Origin of the sequence: Pseudomonas crudilactis (genome assembly GCF_013433315.1) — a bacterium.
In the GTDB taxonomy this organism is placed as follows: Bacteria; Pseudomonadota; Gammaproteobacteria; order Pseudomonadales; family Pseudomonadaceae; genus Aquipseudomonas; species Aquipseudomonas crudilactis.
The window spans coordinates 54230-73899 of sequence record NZ_WXVV01000019.1; the positions used below are offsets into that span (position 1 = coordinate 54230).

Below are 19670 nucleotides of genomic sequence, written 5' to 3' on the forward strand. Positions count from 1 at the left end.
AAAGCCAGCCTCACGAGTGAGGCTGGCTTTTTTAGTGGTTGATGAGCCAGGGTTTAGATCGCTTCGTTAGCCAGGATCGCCTCGAAGTGCACAAGCACCGCCGACTGCGTGCCAATATCGGCATAGGGCAGGGTGGCGTCGTCCGCATGGGTCAGGAAGCGGTGGCCAGGCAGTTTCAAATGGGCTTTCTCGAAACCCCTGAACGTTCGGGTCGCGCTGCGGTAATGGAAGTGGGCATACCAAAGCAGCTCTGCCGGCGACAGCGTTACATCCCAGATCTCATACTCTTGCAGGTAATCAGTGCGGCCGTGGCGTTTGCCGAGGTTTTTCAGCGGACTGGTCTTACGGATCTCCACGGCCTTCTGCGTGATCAGGTCTTCGAGCATGCCATCGGTGGGTCTTTGGCTGGTCAGCGATTGGCGGGTACGCAGAGCCCGGCCGGTAAGGGTCAGTTCGCTGGCCTTGTTGCGCAACTGCGCAATGATCGGGTTTTGCGCTGCCAGCGTCTCGATGCGGGCGGCGCGCCGATTGAGCTCGGTCGCTTCGCTGTCCATCATGTGCTGAAGGTCGACCGGCAGCATGTCCTGCTCGGCGTAGGACTCGACCCTGATCTGGTAATCCGTCTGGGCATCCAGGCGCCGTTGCGCATCGACCATTAACGCGGCCAGGCTGATTGATGCGGGGGCCGGTGGCTCTGTGTTTCGCGGGTTCAACAGTCGGTAGCTGCCATCGCTGCCTTGCTCCCAGACTTCCTCGTAGCCGCCGCGCGTGGTCGAAACGTATTGATGTTTGTGCGTTGTCGGTTCCCAGCGTTCGGCACCGTGCAGCAGTTGGTTGTCGGCGGTGGTGAACACGCTTGGTACCGCCTGCCCTACCGGCACGGGCGCGGGCTCTTCGATGATGCCTTTGCGGGCCCGATCCGCGAGCCATTCGATCCCGCTCAGCAACGCCGGCACTTCCTCCAGGTGAAAGTGTTGCGGATACGTGGAGGTCCAGATCTTCATCTCGCGAAGGAAGCGGGTGTACAGCTCAACGCAGTTCTGCAGAATCTGACTGCGCTGAACCCGGCTCGCGTTGCTGTTGCGCAGGTTGTATTGCGTGTACAGGGCCCGATCGACATTGGCACGAAGCTCGTGAGCCTGCTCCATCAGGTAAAACCAGGAAACATCGTCGGTTCGGCCATGTCGCTTGATGATTTCCAGGCGTTGCCCGGTTTTCAGATACAGCAGGTTGGCATAACTGTGCTTGGTGTTGATGTCTTCGATCAGTGCTGTTCTGGTTTCTTTGTGCGCTTTGACGCGGATGCGTTCATACCAGTAATTGGCATCGGCCTTGAGCTGTTCCATTTGATTGAGCTGACGCAGGTAATCGACACGCAATGAGCGAATGCCTTCGAGCATTTCCAACTGCTGGACGAGCGTATCGCTCGGCAGGTTGTCGAGCGCCTGCATCAGCTCGTCAATCCGGTTGATCACATCGACGCTGCTTTGGGAGAGGTGGTAGGCGCGGCGCCAGTAGCGATCGGTCAGCAACGAGGCGCACTTGCTTTGTATTTCGAGCAGGGTTCGTTTTTTGTTGCCCTTGGTCAGGGGCGTCAACTCCGCCAGTTTTTCGTATTGTCGGGTAGCCAGCTGGATATCGCCGGCACAGGCGGCTTCGGACGCCGGCAACCTGGCCCGCCTGTCCTGCGGCGAGGCACTGCCATAGCGGTTGATAGCGGCATCGCTCGCCACGCCCCTGGCCTGGAGCTGATCGGCCAGGTTGTCGGCTTCGCGGGTCAAGCGCAGCTGACGAGCCGTGTCACTGGCCACCAACCAGCGAGGCAATCGCTGCCGGATCGCCTGCGGCCAGAATGAATCAGCGGTATCGACCAGATACCCGGCGACATTTCCGCCACCAGGCAACCCGCCGACAGCGGTGCCGTAGACGCCGAACCAGGTATCCCACTGCCCGTTTTCATCCAGAGCAATGGGTTGTTTATAGGTCTTGGTACTTGTGCCGCGTAAACGCCATTCGTCGGCTTTATGGTTGCGGTGAACTTCGAAGATCCGCCCGTGACTCAGGATGAAGTCGCCGTCGGCATGCCGGTAGATGCCGCGATAGGGCCCATCGGCGGCAGGTTCCTGCCCGGACAGCGAAATCGGCTTTTCGTATTCGTAGCCGGAGAAGCGCGCCGCCAGATTCTGCGCCTGACGTCGACTGGGCACATGCAGTGCGCCGGCGCTTCGTGCCAGCGTGCGCAGTTGGCGGGCACGGGTCAGCGAGCGGGCCGTTCGGGACACCGCCGAGACCGCCGCTTCGCCCGGCAGCAGGTCCATGGCCGCGTCGATCAGTGACAACAGTACGGACTCAACCTCCGCCAGGCCATCCCCCACATCGCCGCGCAAAAAGGCCGCCACGGCCTGATTGGCGCTGCTCCAGGCATCGTAAAGGGCAAACGCGGTGCCGATGAGGGGCAGTAATCCCAGCGCCATTTTCAAGTAGTTGAAGGCCCTGGGCCCCTTGAGCGCATAGCGCTCCATGTATAGCGCATCGTTGGAGCGCGACGTGCCCCGATGCGCCTCGATCAGCCGTCCCATGTGGACGTTGAGCAGGTGCTGGGTCAATGACGTGGTTGAAGGCCACGGTATGCCGACACCAATCATGGCGTTATTTTTCTTCTCGATCGCCTGACCGAGGCGCAGTGCATGGGCGCGCACATCACCCTGCAGGGCCCGGCCGGACAGATAGCTGATCCATGAGTCTTGCTGGCACAGTCTGAACAGTGCGATGCGGGCATCTTCCAGACTGTCGTAACGACGCAAGACCTGGTCGTCGGGACCGTCCGGCAAATACAGCAAGGTTGTCCCGCTGATCTGCTCCTGGATAAAGGTTACACCGGACAACGTCACGGGACCTTGATTGGGCGTGTCGTTGCCACCGGCTCTGAGGAAGGCCGGCAACAACACAATGCGCCTGGTGCCGTTGTTCCAGGCCTGTGTGGTGTCGGCGGTAATGGCGATGTTGAATATTTGCCACTCGTGGTCGTTGATCCGCTGTTGCAGGCGTGCGCATTCGCCCTGCATCTTGAGCATCAGTTGCCATGGTTCGAGCAGGCATTCGCGGCGATGTTCGCGTACGAATGTGGCTTCGCCGGGCCCGCCCATGAAGGCGTCACGGATCGTTTGCTCGTAGGCTTTGGGCAAGTCCATATCCGGCAGGATCGTGCGCAGGTATTCATGGGTAATGCCGCTTTTCAAGGCTTCTCGTGTGTGGTCATTGGCAGCGTTGACCTCGACCTTCATGAACAGCAGGCGCAAGGACTCCGATCCCAGGCGCATGGAGGGGGTGTTGTCGATGTTCGATTGCGCCAGCTCTTCAAGGGGGATCTTGCTGCGAGTTGCGCTGGGGACCGCCACCAGTTTTTGCGGGGTGGTCATGGTGGAGCCATCGCTCAGTTGCTTTTGCAGCCTGGCTGAGTCCGGCAGATCGATCAGCACCGAGAAGGTCCCCTCAACCGAGAAGTCCTCACGCAGGCGTTGGTACAGATGCTGACGGGTGAAGTCATCACGCGGCGGCACGGCCAGCGTCAGCAACGAGTGGCTGCGGTGCATGGCAGTGATGTAGGCCTGTATCTGTGCCTTCAGGTGACTGCGCTCGTCAGTGGACATCTTGCGTTGCCAGGCCGGCAGAAGGGTAGCCAGCGTGCCGCTGCGGTGCTGCTCCAGCAGGTGGGTAAAAGCCAGGTTTCGTGCGGCGTGTAATGGCACCTGCAGCAGGCCCCTGAAGCGTGTACCCAAGGCCTGTAGTTGGCTGCCGCGCTCGGAGGGCGCTGTCGACTCGGGATAGCGCGCACGGATTTCGCCGGCCTGCACTTCGAACTCACTGGTCAGTTGATCCAGCGCGAAATGCAGTGGGTCACCACTGATTTTTTTCAAGCGCAGGGTCAGCGAGGTGGCCGGCTCGGTAATCGCGAACATCTGGCTTTCCAGCGCCTGACGATTGGCAAAGTGCTGCAGTCCGCCACCTGTGCCGGGCCAGTAAAGCAACAGGCTGTGGGGCGACGTCCGGTCGAGCAACGTAGCGGCGCGGGTCATGACAAACGGACCGTTGAGGGTCTCATTCATGCTGCCGTCAGCCGGTTCGCCCATTGAAAGCTCCAGGCTGGCCGCCACGCAGTCGCTGTGCAGGGCGGTGGCAGGGTCGAGCAGAACCTTGAGCAGTTGGTGGTCTTCGCTGCTGATCTGTTCAAGCTCTCGTTGCAAGTCGGCTTCGGCTTGCAGGCCGGTCTTGTGCGCCTGATGCAAAGCGGTGAACTGACGATTAAACGTCAGCAGGTCAAGGGGCCGTGTGCGCCCCAACAGGGCTATTGCGGCGTTGTCTGCTGCTTGCTCGGCGGTTTCCAGCGTCAGTTGCAACGTCTCGATCGATTGCAGGGCGGCGCTGTCGCCCGATGCACCCAGTCGCGCTTCCAGGGCATCACGCTGGCGATTGAGAGCGGCCTGACGCAGGGCCAAGGGAATGTCGGCATAAAGACTGCCGAACAGCGACTGTTCAGCGTCCTCGACCATGACGGCGTCAGTAATGGCGGGGGAACCGAACACGGCAGCGGTTTGGCGCTGGCGATCTGCGCGGTCGGCGAAATCAAGGGCGTTGCTGGCGTGTTCGGCGAATCCGGACTTGCCCGCGCTACCGTTACGCAGGGCATCGACTCGAGCCTGGCGAAAGTGCGTCAGCAGGTCGCTCATGCCGGTGGACAGTGGCAAGTCTCTACGGGCGTATTCAAAGCTCAGACCGGTTTGCGGCAAACCGCTGGGAATCAGCGACTGAGCGGACATCCAGGCCTCAAGGTCGCTGCGTTGGGTAAAACCTTTGAATGCTTCGGGGCGCAGCGGCAGGTACAGCCAGTGCAATGGCGGCTGGTCACCAAAGCTGATGACCCAGGCCGCAGGGAATTTCACTTTGCTGCCGTTGCTCAGCACCAGCGAAACCTGTTCACAGGTGACCGTCGCCTCATGGCTGGTCGCATCCATCAACGCGAACAGCGAAATGCGCTGTTCAGCCGTCACACGACGCTGGGCAACGGCGCTCAGGACGGTCGCCTCGAAATGCTGGCGATACAGTTGGTTGGCGCGTTCGCGCCGCGATACCGGAGTACCGGGTGCCCGCGCCTGCCAATATTGATTCCAGTCCTCGTCCAGCGCCTTGACCAGGTCCAGACCCTTGAGCCGTTCAAGCAATTGCAATGGCGTGAGGGCAAACAGTCGATGGCTGGCGGGCAGGCCGGTCACACGGCATTGCTGGTCAAGCGTGTCCGCCGGTAACGGCTGCTGAAAAGCGAAGGCACAGGCCTGCACAATCGCCATGAAATGTTCGGGACGTTGCGGGGTCGCCGCAAAGTGGAAACCGATATCAGGCTCGCCCAGATCCAGCTTCTGCTCGAGCAACCGAGTGAGGGCCTCTCGAGTGGTCGGCACCCCGGCGACCAGTTCACGCAGTGCCTGGCTACTGTCGCGCCATCGGTTCGCGGCACTCAGCGCCAGCGCGGTGTCAGGATTGCCGGGCAGATGAGCCCAGGACGATGAGGCCGTCGGGCCGGGATCTAAGAGTTCGGACAAAAAACGGTCGGGCATGGCAACGATGGCTCGAGTTGTGAAGCGGCGGATCCGCTTCTTGACGCCACCATTGAACTGAAAACCCGCGAACCCATGGCGGTACATAGTTATCGCTGCACGACCGCTCGGCACTCTTCATCAAACTGTCATCGAACTGTGGCAGCGCACTTGTACAAACTTCATCAGACTCGCGCTCTACTGGGGTTCTGCGTTTCGGTGTTTTTCATGGCTAAGGGTTTTTTATCGGTCGCGGCTTTGTTGGCCGCGATTTTTTTCGGATCGTCGGCATGGGCGGCGGCGCGCTGCGATGTGAATGTGCCGACCGAGCATGCCGACCTGCCACAGGTGAGCCTGGCTTACCAGAGCATCGGTCGTGCGTCGGATCCTGCGTTGTTACTGGTCATGGGCCTGGGTGGGCAGTTGATCCACTGGCCGGACGAAGTGGTGGTCGCGCTATGTCAGCAAGGCTTTCGGGTGATTCGCTATGACAACCGCGATGTCGGCCTGTCAACCTGGCGTCAGGCGCCGGTGGAAGCCAATCTGACGTTCGAAGTGCTGCGCTACAAGCTCGGTCTGCCGGTAGCGGCACCGTACAGCCTGACGGACATGGCCGACGACGCACTGGGTTTGATGGACGCGTTGCACATCGAGCAGTTCCACGTCCTGGGCGCGAGCATGGGCGGGATGATCGCCCAACACATGGCGGCCATGGCGCCGCAGCGGGTCGAGAGCCTGACGTTGATCATGACCACCTCTGGCGCCGAAGGTTTGCCGGCACCGAGTGCGGCGCTAGTGCAGCTTTTATCGCGACGCGGTGCACCGAATCGTCAGGTGGCGCTGGAGCAACAGGCTGATCTGCTGGCGGCACTGGGCAGCCCGGCGGTTACCGATGATCGCCAGGCCTTGCTGCATCAGGCGGCGCTGTCGTATGACCGAGCGTTCAACCCGGAAGGTGTGAAGCGTCAGATCATGGCGATCCTCGCCGAGCCAAGTCGGGTGGCCTTGCTCAACCAATTGCGTGTGCCGACGCTGGTGGTGCATGGCACGGCAGATCCATTGTTGCCTGTGATGCACGGTGTCCATCTGGCGGCGCATATTCGTGGCAGCCAGTTGAAGTTGATTCCTGGCCTGGCGCATCGTTTTCAGGAAGCGTTCAAAGAGCCGTTACTGGCGGCGGTGTTGCCGTATTTGCAGGCGCATCGTGAAGACACTTCGCACTGGGCGCAGATTGAGCCGGCGGTGGGCGGGAATCTGCTGTAACCGAGGTCTTTGTGTTGTCTGAGCGGGCCTCTTCGCGAGCAGGCTCGCCCCCACAGGAGAACGCATTCCAAGGGTGGTAGCGAGCCTGCTCGCGAAGGGGCCGTTATGGTCACCAAAAAATCTGGAGCAGGTGTATCGTGCAAACTTTTCCGCACGATTTCCCCTGCGAGGTATTTGATGAGTTCCGCTCTGAAAATCGACTTTGTCAGCGACGTGTCCTGCCCTTGGTGCGTCGTCGGTTTGTATGGCTTGCTCGAAGCGTTGGAGATCCTGCGCAACGAAGTGCAGGCCGAGATCCGTTTCCAGCCGTTTGAGCTGAATCCGAAGATGGGCGCCGAAGGGCAAAACATCACCGAGCATATTCAAGAGAAATACGGCTCGACGCCGGAGCAGTCGCAGAAGAATCGCGAAGCCATTCGTGCCCGTGGTGCTGAATTGGGTTTTGCCTTTCGCACCGATGGCAACAGCCGCATCTACAACACCTTTGATGCACACCGCTTGCTGCATTGGGCGGGGCTTGAAGGTGTGCAGCTACCGTTGAAAGAGGCGCTGTTCAAGGCGTATTTCAGTGATGGCGGCAATCCGTCGGATCACCGGCAACTGGTGCAGATTGCGGAAAACGTCGGCCTGGATCGCCAGCGGGCCGAGGCCGTTCTGGCGTCCGACGAGTTTGCCGATGAGGTGCGCGAAGAAGAGCAGCAGTGGCTACAGCGTGGGGTGAGTTCGGTGCCGACGGTAGTGTTCAACGGGCAGTATGCGGTGACGGGTGGGCAACCGGTGGAAACGTTTGTCGGGGCGATTCGGCAGATTATGGCGGAGTCCAAGGGCGGTACCGTCAACTGAAGAGCAAAAGCCCCTCACCCTAGCCCTCTCCCAGAGGGAGAGGGGACTGATTGGGGGGTTGTTGGAGTGATACGCCGACCTGAGCGTGTTGTACCGAATCCATAATCGACTCGGTTTTTCAGGTCGATGTCGGACGCGAGACACTGCGGTCGGCCCCCTCTCCCTCCGGGAGAGGGCTGGGCGGGCGGCGTTCCGATGAGGGTGGCTTTTGCACTTAGCTGTGGATGCGCACCCAAACAGTCACCAAAACAGTGGCAGCCATCAACCAGGCCACCGCCGCGACGGCGAGCGAAGCCTCCAGCCGCAACCGATCCACCATCACATACAACGTCGCCAGATACACAAAGTACGGAATGATCGACCACATGCCGAACACGATCGTGGTCTTCAAATCCTCAATCGAACGCCCCTTGCCGACGATGTAATGCGCAATCAGCGCAAACGTCGGAAACAGCGGCACCAGCCCGGCGATGTAATAGTTTCTGGTTTTCGACAGCGCCGCGATGATCAGTACTACCGCGGCGCCCAACAGGGCTTTGAAAAACAGATCCATCAGTGGCTCAACCCGTACTTTTTCACTTTGTCGAACAGCGTGGTCTTGGCCATGCCCAGCTCAAGACTCGCCTGAGTCAGGTTGCCACCGCTGCGTTGCAGGGCGTCGCTGAGCAGGTTGCGTTCGAACGCTTCCACCGCTTCGGCAAACGCCAGGCCTTGGCCAGCGCTGCCGGCGCCGGACTTTTTGAACGCCGGCAGACCGAGGGCAAAACGTTCGGCAACGTTGCGCAGTTCACGCACGTTGCCCGGCCAGTCGTGGCTCATCAGGTTCGACAGGGTCTGGTTGTCCAGTTCCGGCAGTGCGCGGTCGAAGCGCAGGGCTGACTGTTGGGTGAAGTGTTCGAACAGTTGCAGGATGTCTTCACGGCGCTCGCGCAGTGGCGGCAATTCCAGGGTCACCACGTTGAGGCGGTAGTACAAGTCGCTGCGAAATTCGCCGGCCTTGCTCGCTTCGTCGAGGTCGGACTTGGTCGCCGCGATCACTCGGCAATCCACCGCCACGCTCTGGTTCGAGCCGAGGCGTTCGAGGGTACGTTCCTGCAACACACGCAGCAGTTTGATCTGCAACGGCAGCGGCATGCTCTCCACTTCATCGAGGAACAATGTGCCGCCATCAGCGTGTTCGATCTTGCCGATCCGGCGTTTACCGGCGCCGGTGAAGGCGTTGGCCTCATGGCCGAAGATCTCGCTTTCGAAGAGGTTTTCCGGCAGGCCGCCGCAGTTCAGCGCAACAAATTGTTTGCTGTGGCGGCGACTGAAGTCGTGCAGGCAACGGGCGACCAGTTCCTTACCGGTGCCGGTCTCGCCTTCGATCAACACGTTGGCCGAGGTATCGGCGACGTTGGCGATCAGTTCACGCAGGTTCTGCATCGCCGGCGAGCGACCGATGATCCGTCCTTCGAGGGAATCTCGTTCGGCCAGTTGCCGACGCAGCGACGACACTTCGCGGGCGAGGCTGCGTTGCTCCAGCGCCCGACGCGCGACGTCGACCAGACGTTCCGGCGAGAATGGTTTTTCCATGAAGTCATAAGCGCCTTTCTGCATCGCGCCCACGGCCATGGAAATGTCGCCGTGGCCGGTGATCAACACCACCGGCAGGCTGCGATCGCGCTGCTTGAGGCGGGTCAGCAGTTCCAGGCCATCGATGCCCGGCAAGCGAATGTCGCTGATGACGATGCCGGCAAAATTGTCGCCGACACGCTCCAGCGCTTCCTCGGCACTGCCGACGCCGACGCAGGGAATGTCTTCCAGGGTCAGCGCCTGCTGGCAACCGAGCAGCACATGGGGGTCGTCTTCGACGATCAGCACACTAAGGTCGTGGTTCATATTGGCTCGGCAGGAGTAGGGCTTACCAACGGTAAACTGAGGACGAAGGTGGTGCCACCGCTGGCCGGGTGTTCGACACCCAGATGCCCGCCGGTGGCGGCCGCGAGGCTGGCGGAAAGGGTCAGGCCCAGGCCCAGGCCTTGTTCGCCGGGCTTGGTGGTGAAGAACGGTTCGAACAGATGCTTGCGCGCTTCGGCGTCGATGCCGTGGCCGTTGTCGCGTACGCGCAGGCGATACTTGGCGTTGAACTCTTCGCCCTCCAGCCACAGTTCGGGCTGTGGTTGCGCCTGCATGGCGTCGAGGGCGTTGCCGATCAGGTTGACCAGAATCTGTTCGAGGCGGGTCTGGTCGATCTGCACCTGTACGTCGACGAACTGACGATGCACGTCCAGCCCCGAGGTTTCCACCCGCGCGCCGAGCACTTGCAACGCGGCATCGACCGCTTTGCCAAGACTGGCCTGGCCCTGATCGTCCCCACGGCGGGCGAACGAGCGCAGGCTGGCGGTGATCCGGCCCATGCGGTCGATCAGGTCATTGATAGTCTTCAGGTTGGTGCTGGCGACGTCGAGCTGACCGCGTTCGAGGAAGCGTATGGTGTTGCCCGACAGCGTGCGCATCGCGGCCAGCGGCTGGTTCAATTCATGGGCAATGCTGGTCGACATCTGCCCGATGGCTGCGAGTTTTCCGGCCTGGACCAGTTCATCCTGGGCACGACGCAAGGTCTCTTCGGCCTGACGGCGCTCGCGTATCTGACTTTTCAACCGATCATTACTGGCGCGCAGATCAGTGGTGCGTTCGGTAATCCGACGCTCCAGTTGATTGTTGGCTTCCTGCAAGGCTTCGCGGGCGGCGAGGCGAGTGGCGATGACCTTGCGCCGCTCGTTCCAGGCGATCAGCAGGAAGGCCACCAACGCGAATGCGACGGCGACGAGAATTCCCTGGTTGATGGCTTCGCGGCGCAGGTCCTGCAATGGTGTGAGCAGAGTGAAATTCCACGGTGTGTCGCTCAGCGGTCGGGTCTGCGCCAGATAGCTGATGTCATCCTCGCCGGACTGCACTTCGCTGTTGGCCGGGAAGGTGAGTTTCTCCACGCCTTCGGACAAGGTTTCGCGAGCCAACGGTTGCAGTTCGTTGAGCGGGAACCAGTAGTACTGCAGGCTGCGGGCGAGTTTTTCCTTGGTGGCTTCACTCAAGGGAATCACTGCTTTCAGGCGCCGGGCCGGGTCGCTGGAGAGAATGATGATGCCGTTTTCATCGCTGACGAAGGCTTCCAGGCGCGCCCGTTGCCAACGTTCTTCCATGGCTTCCAGACGCACTTTGACCACGGCGACGCCGATGATCTTGCCGTGCTCTTCGAGGCCGTGGGCGAGGTAGTAACCGGGTTCGCCGTTGGTGCTGCCGATGCCATAGAAACGCCCGGGTTCGCCGCGTACGGCTTTCTGAAAATAGGCGCGGAAGGACAGGTCTTCACCGAGGTAACTGTCGACATCGCGCCAGTTGCTGGTGGCCATGACGCGGCCGGTGGTGTCCATGACGTAGATGGCCCGACTGCGACTGCGCCGGTTCAGGCCTTCGAGGTAAGCGTTGACCGTTTCCCGGTATTCCGGAGTCGGGTCGGCCAGCAACTGCGACACACTCGTTTCGAGTTCCAGCAGGCTAGGCAGGTAGGTGTATTTGCTGATCTCGCTTTCGACCGCGCGGGCATGCAGTTCCAGCTGACGCTGGCCGTTTTCGCCGAGGCTGCGAATGCCGAAATGCTCACTGGTCCAGAAGCCGATAAAACCCAAGCCGATCATCAGGATGATGACCAGCGGCGGCAGGAACAAATGACGAATCAGACGAGGCTTCACGGCAAGTGATGGCGGCGCGGCGCGATAGAGATTGGGGTCGCATTTCATCACAGTTGCCTTGGGTCAACCACCACACTTGCAGGCTCACCGCTGCCCCTGTGGGAGCGAGCTTGCTCGCGAAGAGGTTGGATCAGTCAACATTGATGTTGAATGTCAGTCCGCTTTCGCGAGCAAGCTCGCTCCCACAGGGATCAGTGTGATGGCGCAAGTACTCGGTTTTAGTGCTGCAGGATTTTCTCGAGGAAGTGCTGCGCGCGTTCGGAGCGGGCGCTGATATCGCCGAAGAATTCCTCTTTCGGGCAGTCTTCGATGATCTTGCCGGCGTCCATGAAGATTACGCGGTCGGCCACTTTGCGGGCGAAGCCCATTTCGTGGGTCACGCACATCATGGTCATGCCTTCGTGGGCCAGTTGCACCATCACGTCGAGCACTTCGTTGACCATCTCCGGGTCAAGCGCCGAAGTCGGTTCGTCGAACAGCATGACGATCGGGTCCATCGCCAGCGCCCGGGCAATCGCCACACGCTGTTGCTGGCCACCGGAGAGTTGCCCCGGATGCTTGTGGGCGTGCGCCGACAGACCGACGCGCTCGAGCAGTTGTAGACCTTTTTTGGTCGCCTCTTCCTTGCTGCGGCCCAACACCTTGATCTGCGCGATGGTCAGGTTTTCGGTGATGGTCAGGTGCGGGAAGAGTTCGAAGTGCTGGAATACCATGCCGACGCGCGAACGCAGTTTCGGCAGGTTGGTCTTCGAGTCGGCAATCGAGGTGCCGTCGACGACGATGTCGCCTTTCTGGAACGGCTCCAGCGCGTTGACGCATTTGATCAGGGTCGATTTGCCGGAACCCGACGGGCCGCAGACCACGATCACTTCGCCTTTTTTGACCTCGGTGCTGCAATCAGTCAGCACCTGGAAGTCCCCATACCACTTGTTGATGTTCTTGATAGAGATCATACGGCGAACCTTTTTTGCAGACGCTTGACCAGCAGCGAGGCGGAAAAGCTGATGATGAAGTAGACGACACCGGCGAAGATCAGGAACTCGTTGGAACGACCGATGATGTCGCCGCTGGAGCGGGCGGAGTTGAGGAAGTCCACCAGGCCCACGGTGTAAACCAGCGAGGTGTCCTGGAACAGGATGATCGACTGTTGCAGCAGCAACGGCGTCATCTTGCGGAACGCCTGGGGCAGGATGATCAGGCGCATGGTCTGGCCATAGGTCATGCCCATCGCCTGTGCGGCGGCCATCTGACCTTTGGGGATCGACTGCACACCGGCCCGGACGATTTCGCAGAAGTACGCCGCCTCGAACATCATGAACGCCACGACGCAGGAGGTGAACGCACCGATCGGCGTGTCTTCGCCGGTGATCCAGCGCAGCACGAACGGCACCGCCAGATAGAACCAGGTGATCACCAGCAGCAGCGGGATCGAACGGAAGTAGTTCACATAGGCGCCGGCCACCCGCGACAGCAGTTTGCTCGACGACAGGCGCATCAGCGCGAGGATCGTCCCCAGCACGATGCCGCCGACCACGCCCATGACCATCAACTGCAAGGTCATGACCATGCCGTTCCACAGGCCCGGGATGGCGGGGATAATGCCGCTGAAATCGAAGTCCATTATTTACCCCCCACGGAGATCAGGCCGGGCACTGCGACTTTCTTCTCGACCATGCGCATCAGCAACATCAGGCTCATGTTCAGGGTGAAGTAGATCAGCGTGGCCAGGGTGAAGGCTTCAAACAGGTTGGCCGAGAACTCAGCGGTCTGTTTGGTTTGCGCCAGCAATTCCATCAAACCGATCAAGGACGCCACGGAGGAGTTCTTGAAGACGTTGAGGAATTCCGAGGTGAGCGGTGGAATGATGATGCGGTAGGCCTGGGGCAACAGCACGTTCCAGTAGATCTGCGGCAGCTTGAAACCCATGGCGCGAGCGGCGGATTCCTGGCCGCGTGGCAACGCCTGGATGCCGGTGCGCACTTGTTCACAGACGCGGGCGGCGGTGAACAGGCCCAGGCAGACGACAACGCTGAGGTAAGCCGAGGTGGTCGGGTTGAGATCCTGTTTGTACCAGTCCTGCAGGTTTTGCGGCAGCAGGTCGGGTACCAGGAAGTACCAGATGAACAGCTGAACCAGCAGCGGCACGTTGCGAAACAGCTCGACGTAGCAGGTGGCGATGCCCGATACGATGCGGTTCGGCACCGTGCGCATGACCCCCAGAATGGAGCCCAGCAGCAAAGCGATGATCCAGGCCACGATGGCGATGGCAATGGTCCAGCCCAAACCGGTGACGTACCAGTCGAGATAAGTCTCGCTGCCGACGCCGGTGGACTTGAAGAACACGCCCCAGTCCCAGTTGTAATTCATTAGGGTCTCCCCTCGAGATCGATCGATGTACAAGCACCCGCTTGGGGAAGATCCTTTCCCGCCTGACGTTGAACGTCAGGCACACGCGATCGGCTCGAAAACCGCCAGGTCGAGTGTTCCACAGTAAAGCCCGCAGGTAGTAACAGACGCCTGAGGGAGGGTCGCCCCCTCAGGCAGTAAGGTTAGTCAGGAATCAGATTTTTACGTCAGGCGCCGGCTTGTCGCTCGGGGTGGCGATCAGATCTTTTACCTTGTCGCTCATCGGGAAGTTCAGGTTCAGGCCTTTTGGTGGAATCGGGCTCTCGAACCACTTGCTGTAGATCTTGTTGATCTCGCCAGACTTGTACAGGGCGACGATGGCGTCATCGACAGCCTTCTTGAAGGCCGGATCGTCTTTGCGAACCATGCACGCGTAGGCTTCGAACGACTGTGGCGTACCGGTGATGATCCAGTCAGTCGGCTTTTTGGCCTTGGCTTCTTCGCCGGCCAGCAGGGCGTCGTCCATCATGAAGGCAACGGCGCGACCGCTTTCCAGCATGTTGAAGGATTCGCCGTGGTCTTTGGCGGAGATGATGTTCATGCCCATCTGCTTGTCGGCGTTCATCGCTTTGATGATGCGCTCGGACGTGGTGCCAGCCGTGGTCACGACGTTTTTGCCTTTGAGGTCGGCAAAGTCAGCGTAGGACGGCTTGCCATCCTTGTCTTTCTTGACCAGCAGACGGGTGCCGATTTCGAAGATGTTGACGGTGAAGTCGACTTGCTGGGCGCGTTCGGCGTTGTTGGTGGTCGAGCCGCACTCGATATCCGCGGTGCCGTTCTGGATCAGCGGGATACGGGTTTGCGAGGTCACCAGGTTGTATTTGACCTGCAGGTCTGGCTTGTTCAGGTCTTTTTTCAGGGCTTCAACGATGGCCACTTGAATGTCGTGGGAGTAGCCCACTGGCTTGCCGGAAGCATCGGCAATGTAGGAAAACGGAATGGAGCTGTCGCGGTGAGCGAGCGTGATGGTGCCCGAATCGTTGATCTTCTTCAGGGTGCCGGTGAGTTCGGCGGCGAAAACTGGCGTGCTGATCAGAGCGGCAGCAATGGCTGCGCCCAGGATATGGGGAACGATGCGCATCAAATTTTCCTCGACATTGTTTTTTTTATGGAGCCAGTTTGTCGGCCCTTTTGTGCTTCGAATGCCTGACGGCTCCTGAAGTGTTGGCGCAACAGGCATTCGTCGAGAGAGTGTAGAGCATGACTCGTGCCAGACCAGTCGCTTATAGCTAACCTGGTGATTTATAACGTTATTAAAGTTTTGTGGCGGTATTTTCCTCCCTGATTGATCCGGTTAACCGAATCGACCGTGAAGTCGCATTCGGAAAACCGAACACGATGCTTCAGCGCCACACCGGCAAACAATCAAATACGAACAATAAATGGGACACCGCGCAAAGCACTCCGAAAAACAGCACCAGCGCGATCATCGGCGTGCCGCCCCACACGCGATAGCGCGGGCTGCCAAAGCGTTTGCGCGAAGCGCGTGCCAGCAGCGCCGGGGTGATCACCGCCCACAACGTCGCCGCCAGACCGGCAAAGCCGATGGCATGCAGAAAGCCTTCCGGCCAGAGAAAGCCGCAAAGCATCGGCGGCACGAAGGTCACGACGGCGGTTTGCAAGCGACCGAGGGGGCTGTCATCGAAACCCAGCACATCGGCCAGGTAATCGAACAGGCCAAGGGTCACCCCGAGAAACGAACAGGCTACTGCGAAATTGGAGAAAAACGTCAGCAGCAGATCGACGTTGGCGCTGTTGAGTCGTGAACCCAGCGCGCTGATCAGCACATCGATGTTGCCACCGCGCTGAGCGATGTCCTTGAACGTGTCGCGGGGAATATTGCCCATGCTGCACAGCATCCATACCAGGTACAGAGCCAGCGCAAGCAGGGTGCCACCGAGCAGACAGGCACGGATCCGCTGCGGGTCCTTGCCGTAATGCTTCATCAGGCTCGGCACGTTGCCGTGAAAACCGAACGAGGTCAGGCAGAAGGGTAGGGTCACCAGCAGATAAGGCCAGTAATGGCTGTCCGCGGCATCAAGGTTGAACAGTGTGGGGCCTTGCACATGCCCGAGCAGGCCGCCGAAGGTCAGAAAGAACGCGAGGATTTTTGCCCCGAACACCAGCGTGGTCATGCGGCTCACCGCCGTGGTGCTGAGCCAGACGATGAACGCCACCACCAGGGTGAAATACAAACCGCCGGCTCGCGACGACAGTGCAAATCCGAGTGATTGTGCTGTGTGATGAATCACCGAACCGCTGGCCGAAATGTACGCGTAGGTCAGGATGTAGAGCACGAACACGATGCTCAAGCCATTGATCCGGCTCCAGTGACGGCCGAGCAGATCCCGGGTGATGGTGGAAAAACTCGCGCCTTCACGGTAGTTCAGGTTGGCTTCGAGGATCATCAGGCCCGAGTGCAAGGTGCAGAACCAGGCGAACAGCAGCACGGCGACCGAGCCGTAGAACCACAGCCCGGACATGACCACTGGCAGCGAGAACATGCCGGCACCGACGATGGTACCGCCGATGATCATGGCGCCGCCGAGGATCGACGGCGAGCGTTCGACCGCGGGAATGGAGGATATTGAGGTGACGCGCATGGCAAGGCCTGCAATCTGAATTGTTGTAGGTGCATCGACTCAGAGCCCTTGTGAGAGCGAGTCTGCTCGCGATAGCGGTGTGGCAGACAAAGCTGATGTCGACTGACACGACGCCTTCGCGAGCAGGCTCGCTCCCACAGGGATCGTGGTTAACCGATGTTGAGCAGGTGCGTCAGATGCCGCACATTCGCCAGCAAAAAGCTGTCCTGCCCGGGCAACGCATCGAACGACAAACCCACTGGCAACTCACCCGCCGCCGCCACCGGAACGCTGATACTCGGCGCCGCCAGGTTGCTCGCCGGGTCGGTGTTGCGCACGAAGGTTTCGAAGTTGCTCTCATCCGCGCAAGCGCTGAGCAGTGGCGCGCTGCAAGTCACTGTCGGGTAAGCCAGCAGATCCAGTTGATGGTGGCTGAAGAGGGCGCGGTATTCCTTCTCCAGACGCAGTTTGCTCATCAATGCCTGCACGTAATCCGTGTAGGAAATCGCCGGACTTTCCAGTTGCGCAGTGAGGATTTTCTTGATCGCCGGATCGCGAATTTGCGCGAGGATGTCGAGGAACTGTTCGCCGCGCCCGGCTTTCATCAGGAAGCGTGGAAAGTCGATAAAGAACTCATAGATCGGCAGCGGAAACTGGATGCTCTCGTTGATCTCGCCAATCATTGCATCGTCGACCGGCACAATGATCATTCCGCGATCGGCCAGGCCATCGACGGCCGCGCGGCAATCTCGCTGCACATTGTCGGCGAGGTCGGCCCAGAGAAAACGCTCGGGAATGCCAATGCGCAACGGCCTGGTTTCAGGCTGATGCAGGCTGCCGGTCAGTTGCGCGTGAACGAACTGACAGTCTTCCACGGTGCGGGTCAGCAGGCCGGGGGTGTCTTTGGTTTGTGACACCGGGACGATGCCGTCGACCGGATACACGCCGGTGGTCGGGCGAAACCCGACGGTGCCGCAGAACGCCGCCGGTATCCGCACCGAACCGCCGGTGTCGGTGCCGACTGCGCAGGGCACCAGCCCGGCGGCGACGGCCGCTGCGCAACCACCGCTGCTGCCGCCGGCACTGTAGCGTTCGTTGGCGGGGTTGATCACGGCGCCATGAGAATGGTTGGCCGAGGTCACGCCGAACGACAATTCGTGCATGTTGTTCTTGCCGACAATCTGCGCGCCCAATTGCCGAAAGCGCTCGACGATGCCGGCATCGAACTGCGGCACATAGTCGGCCAGGCCGGGGGTGCCGGCGGTGGTCGGCATGCCGCTGACGTTGATGTTGTCCTTGAACGACACCGGCAGGCCATACAGCGCGCTCTCGCGTTCGGCGGCATTTGCCTTGAACGCTGACGGGTCGAAAGTGATGAAACTGTTCAGGTGCTGCATCTGCACATGACGCTCGCGCAGGGCGTGCTGCCAGGTGTCCGGGCAGTGTTGACCACTGCGAAAGCCGTTGACGAGCTGTTCAATTGAAAGCTGGCTGTACATGGATGATTCTCGGCGTGGAAAGGGACTGGGTCAGCAGTAGCGGTACTGCGAGTGCAGGTCGTCGAGCGGGTTGCCGGCAATCAGGTCGCCGCCCAGACTGCTGATCACCGCGCACGCACCATTCAGCGCGGTTTGAATCGCGCCTTCGGCCCAGCCGCCAGTGAACGAGGCGCCGCAACCGGCCAGGTATAAACCGGTGTCCTGTTGCGGATCGAGTGCGGTGCGGAACTGATAGAACAGGCGCTCGGAGTAAATATCGTCGCCGGGGAAATTCAGCTTGAAAGCGCCCAACGCATGCTTGTCGGTCAGCCAGTCGTATTCCAGAACGTAGCGCTGGTAGTCGCCATTGAGCGGGAGCAGATGGCTGGCAAACTCCGGGGCGCTCATCGCCAACTCGTCGACCAGCCGCAGGCAGCGCTGCACCTTGTCGGTCATCGAAACCATCTTGTGCGAGTCGTCTTCCCAGGTGTAACTGATCAGCACCACGCCCCAGGAATCCGCATCGTGCGGTGCGTAGTCGAGGCAATACACGCCCTTGACCAGGGTGTCGGTCTGGATGTTGTGCGCCAGGCCATGTTTGAGCCAGAACTTGTCCTTGGTCAGGATGAACAGCTTGGATGAGCCGACCATGTGCGTTTCATTGATCGCCCGCGCGACGTCGCGACTGACGAAGGCCTGGTTCTGCGTGAGCTTGAGGTTCACTTGCAGGGCGCGGGTCGTGGTGGTGGTGATGACGCGGTCGCAGGCATAGGTTTCGCCGTTGCTGCCAGCGAGCAGAATTTCGCCCTTCGCCCCTTTGTTGATCGATTCGATGCGCGTGCGGCAAATCATGTCGCGCACCTGAATACCGTTGAACTCGGTCTCGGCAATCCGTTCGGCCAGCGAGGAAATACCGTTGGGCACCAGACGCTGATTGACCTCCAGCGCATTCACCACCAGGCGCAGGATCTCGGTGAACGAGGCGCGGTACACCGACTGGAAACCGCCGGAGCCAATGCCCAGCGAGCCAAACAGGTGGAAGTCTTCGGGCTTGCGCCACGGTTTGCCACCCGGCGGTTTTTTGCCGGTGAAGATGCGCACCATCGCCGAGTAAAACGAGCTGTCACCGAAGCAGTCCAGATAGCGTTGCCACTCGGGCTGCACTTCGCAGTAATTGTGCTGCTTGAGCAATTCGGTGATCAGCAGTGGCGGTGCCAGGCATGTGCCGTCATCAAGGGTCACGCCTTCGCTGAGAAAGGCGATCCAGCCCTGGTGCACGGTGCTGAACAACGCCGGCGGCGGCTGCATGGCTGCCCAGTGATGGGCCTCGCCACGGTAGTGGATTTCGGTGTCGACGACGCCCGGGTCGGGAAATGCTTCGGTGGTCTGGATGCCGAAACGATTGAGGTAGTGAAACAGCCCGACCTCACTCGGCGGAAAGCGCATGGCGCCCATTTCGGCAATGAATTGCGGCTGCTCTTCGTCAAAACATTGGGTCAGCAGGCGCCCGCCGACATGCTCAGGTTCGGCTTCAAACAACGTCACGCGACGCGCACCGGCGCGCAGCAATTCGTAAGCGGCGACCAGCCCGCTGAGGCCTGCGCCAACGATGCCGATGTGTTTCTCGGCGGTTTCCGCCGGCAGGTAACCGATGGCTTCATCGGCACTGCGCAGGAACTGGCCGTAGTCATACAGCAGATCGACGTAGGGAAAAGACAGGCACGCGGACGCCTGACTGCAATCATGGGGAATAGGCTTCACAGGGGGGAATTCTCG

Annotated in this window: 13 protein-coding genes; 2 read left to right on the top strand and 11 right to left on the bottom strand. The window is 60.3% G+C overall.

The features are described from left to right. Positions 1–53: 53 nt before the first annotated feature. Positions 54–5612: a hypothetical protein gene (locus GTU76_RS20300; RefSeq protein WP_246376092.1), complete on the bottom strand. Its 5559-nt coding sequence runs from the start codon at positions 5610–5612 to the stop codon at positions 54–56. A gap of 207 nt (positions 5613–5819) precedes the next feature. Here GTU76_RS20300 and GTU76_RS20305 point away from each other — a divergent pair, with 207 nt between their 5' ends. After that, on the top strand, positions 5820–6854 hold the full coding sequence (locus GTU76_RS20305) for an alpha/beta fold hydrolase (protein WP_175553311.1): 1035 nt from the start codon (positions 5820–5822) through the stop codon (positions 6852–6854). 177 nt (positions 6855–7031) lie between these two features. Next, complete coding sequence (locus GTU76_RS20310) at positions 7032–7697, top strand: DsbA family oxidoreductase (protein ID WP_016986626.1); 666 nt, start codon at positions 7032–7034, stop codon at positions 7695–7697. Positions 7698–7911: 214 nt separating this feature from the next. Here the strand turns inward: GTU76_RS20310 and GTU76_RS20315 are convergent, their stop codons facing one another. From GTU76_RS20315 to GTU76_RS20360, 10 genes are all read right to left on the bottom strand, one after another. Beyond that, positions 7912–8250 carry a GlpM family protein gene (locus GTU76_RS20315; RefSeq protein ID WP_016986627.1) on the bottom strand — a complete coding sequence of 113 codons (339 nt, stop codon included), beginning with the start codon at positions 8248–8250 and terminating at the stop codon, positions 7912–7914. After that, entirely contained in the window at positions 8250–9578 is a 1329-nt protein-coding gene (aauR, locus tag GTU76_RS20320) for a two-component response regulator AauR (protein ID WP_016986628.1), read from the bottom strand. The genes GTU76_RS20315 and aauR overlap by 1 nt, the downstream gene beginning before the upstream one ends. Next, entirely contained in the window at positions 9575–11476 is a 1902-nt protein-coding gene (gene aauS, locus GTU76_RS20325; RefSeq protein ID WP_016986629.1) for a two-component sensor histidine kinase AauS, read from the bottom strand. The genes aauR and aauS overlap by 4 nt, the downstream gene beginning before the upstream one ends. Positions 11477–11646: 170 nt before the next feature. After that, positions 11647–12381, bottom strand: a complete 735-nt coding sequence (locus GTU76_RS20330) for an amino acid ABC transporter ATP-binding protein (RefSeq protein WP_007963947.1) — start codon at positions 12379–12381, stop codon at positions 11647–11649. Then, positions 12378–13049: an amino acid ABC transporter permease gene (locus tag GTU76_RS20335; RefSeq protein WP_003227756.1), complete on the bottom strand. Its 672-nt coding sequence runs from the start codon at positions 13047–13049 to the stop codon at positions 12378–12380. The genes GTU76_RS20330 and GTU76_RS20335 overlap by 4 nt, the downstream gene beginning before the upstream one ends. After that, the gene (locus GTU76_RS20340) at positions 13049–13795 is read right to left on the bottom strand and encodes an amino acid ABC transporter permease (RefSeq protein ID WP_016986630.1); all 747 of its coding nucleotides are present in this window, start codon (positions 13793–13795) and stop codon (positions 13049–13051) included. The genes GTU76_RS20335 and GTU76_RS20340 overlap by 1 nt, the downstream gene beginning before the upstream one ends. A 193-nt stretch (positions 13796–13988) precedes the next feature. Next, positions 13989–14915 carry a glutamate/aspartate ABC transporter substrate-binding protein gene (locus GTU76_RS20345; RefSeq protein ID WP_016986631.1) on the bottom strand — a complete coding sequence of 309 codons (927 nt, stop codon included), beginning with the start codon at positions 14913–14915 and terminating at the stop codon, positions 13989–13991. Positions 14916–15177: 262 nt separating this feature from the next. Next, on the bottom strand, positions 15178–16437 hold the full coding sequence (mtr, locus tag GTU76_RS20350; RefSeq protein ID WP_175553313.1) for a tryptophan permease: 1260 nt from the start codon (positions 16435–16437) through the stop codon (positions 15178–15180). 149 nt (positions 16438–16586) lie between these two features. Continuing rightward, positions 16587–17915: an amidase family protein gene (locus GTU76_RS20355; protein ID WP_016986633.1), complete on the bottom strand. Its 1329-nt coding sequence runs from the start codon at positions 17913–17915 to the stop codon at positions 16587–16589. 30 nt (positions 17916–17945) lie between these two features. Next, positions 17946–19655, bottom strand: a complete 1710-nt coding sequence (locus GTU76_RS20360) for an FAD-dependent oxidoreductase (RefSeq protein WP_016986634.1) — start codon at positions 19653–19655, stop codon at positions 17946–17948. Positions 19656–19670 lie beyond the last annotated feature (15 nt).

What these genes read in the sequence shown, in the direction of transcription:
- GTU76_RS20330 (WP_007963947.1), bottom strand. Translation starts at nt 12,381, where the DNA reads ATGATCTCTATCAAGAACATCAACAAGTGGTATGGGGACTTCCAGGTG.
- GTU76_RS20310 (WP_016986626.1), top strand. Translation starts at nt 7,032, where the DNA reads ATGAGTTCCGCTCTGAAAATCGACTTTGTCAGCGACGTGTCCTGCCCT.
- GTU76_RS20345 (WP_016986631.1), bottom strand. Translation starts at nt 14,915, where the DNA reads ATGCGCATCGTTCCCCATATCCTGGGCGCAGCCATTGCTGCCGCTCTG.
- GTU76_RS20305 (WP_175553311.1), top strand. Translation starts at nt 5,820, where the DNA reads ATGGCTAAGGGTTTTTTATCGGTCGCGGCTTTGTTGGCCGCGATTTTT.
- GTU76_RS20340 (WP_016986630.1), bottom strand. Translation starts at nt 13,795, where the DNA reads ATGAATTACAACTGGGACTGGGGCGTGTTCTTCAAGTCCACCGGCGTC.
- GTU76_RS20335 (WP_003227756.1), bottom strand. Translation starts at nt 13,049, where the DNA reads ATGGACTTCGATTTCAGCGGCATTATCCCCGCCATCCCGGGCCTGTGG.
- GTU76_RS20315 (WP_016986627.1), bottom strand. Translation starts at nt 8,250, where the DNA reads ATGGATCTGTTTTTCAAAGCCCTGTTGGGCGCCGCGGTAGTACTGATC.
- GTU76_RS20300 (WP_246376092.1), bottom strand. Translation starts at nt 5,612, where the DNA reads ATGCCCGACCGTTTTTTGTCCGAACTCTTAGATCCCGGCCCGACGGCC.
- GTU76_RS20355 (WP_016986633.1), bottom strand. Translation starts at nt 17,915, where the DNA reads ATGTACAGCCAGCTTTCAATTGAACAGCTCGTCAACGGCTTTCGCAGT.
- aauR (WP_016986628.1), bottom strand. Translation starts at nt 9,578, where the DNA reads ATGAACCACGACCTTAGTGTGCTGATCGTCGAAGACGACCCCCATGTG.
- aauS (WP_016986629.1), bottom strand. Translation starts at nt 11,476, where the DNA reads ATGAAATGCGACCCCAATCTCTATCGCGCCGCGCCGCCATCACTTGCC.
- mtr (WP_175553313.1), bottom strand. Translation starts at nt 16,437, where the DNA reads ATGCGCGTCACCTCAATATCCTCCATTCCCGCGGTCGAACGCTCGCCG.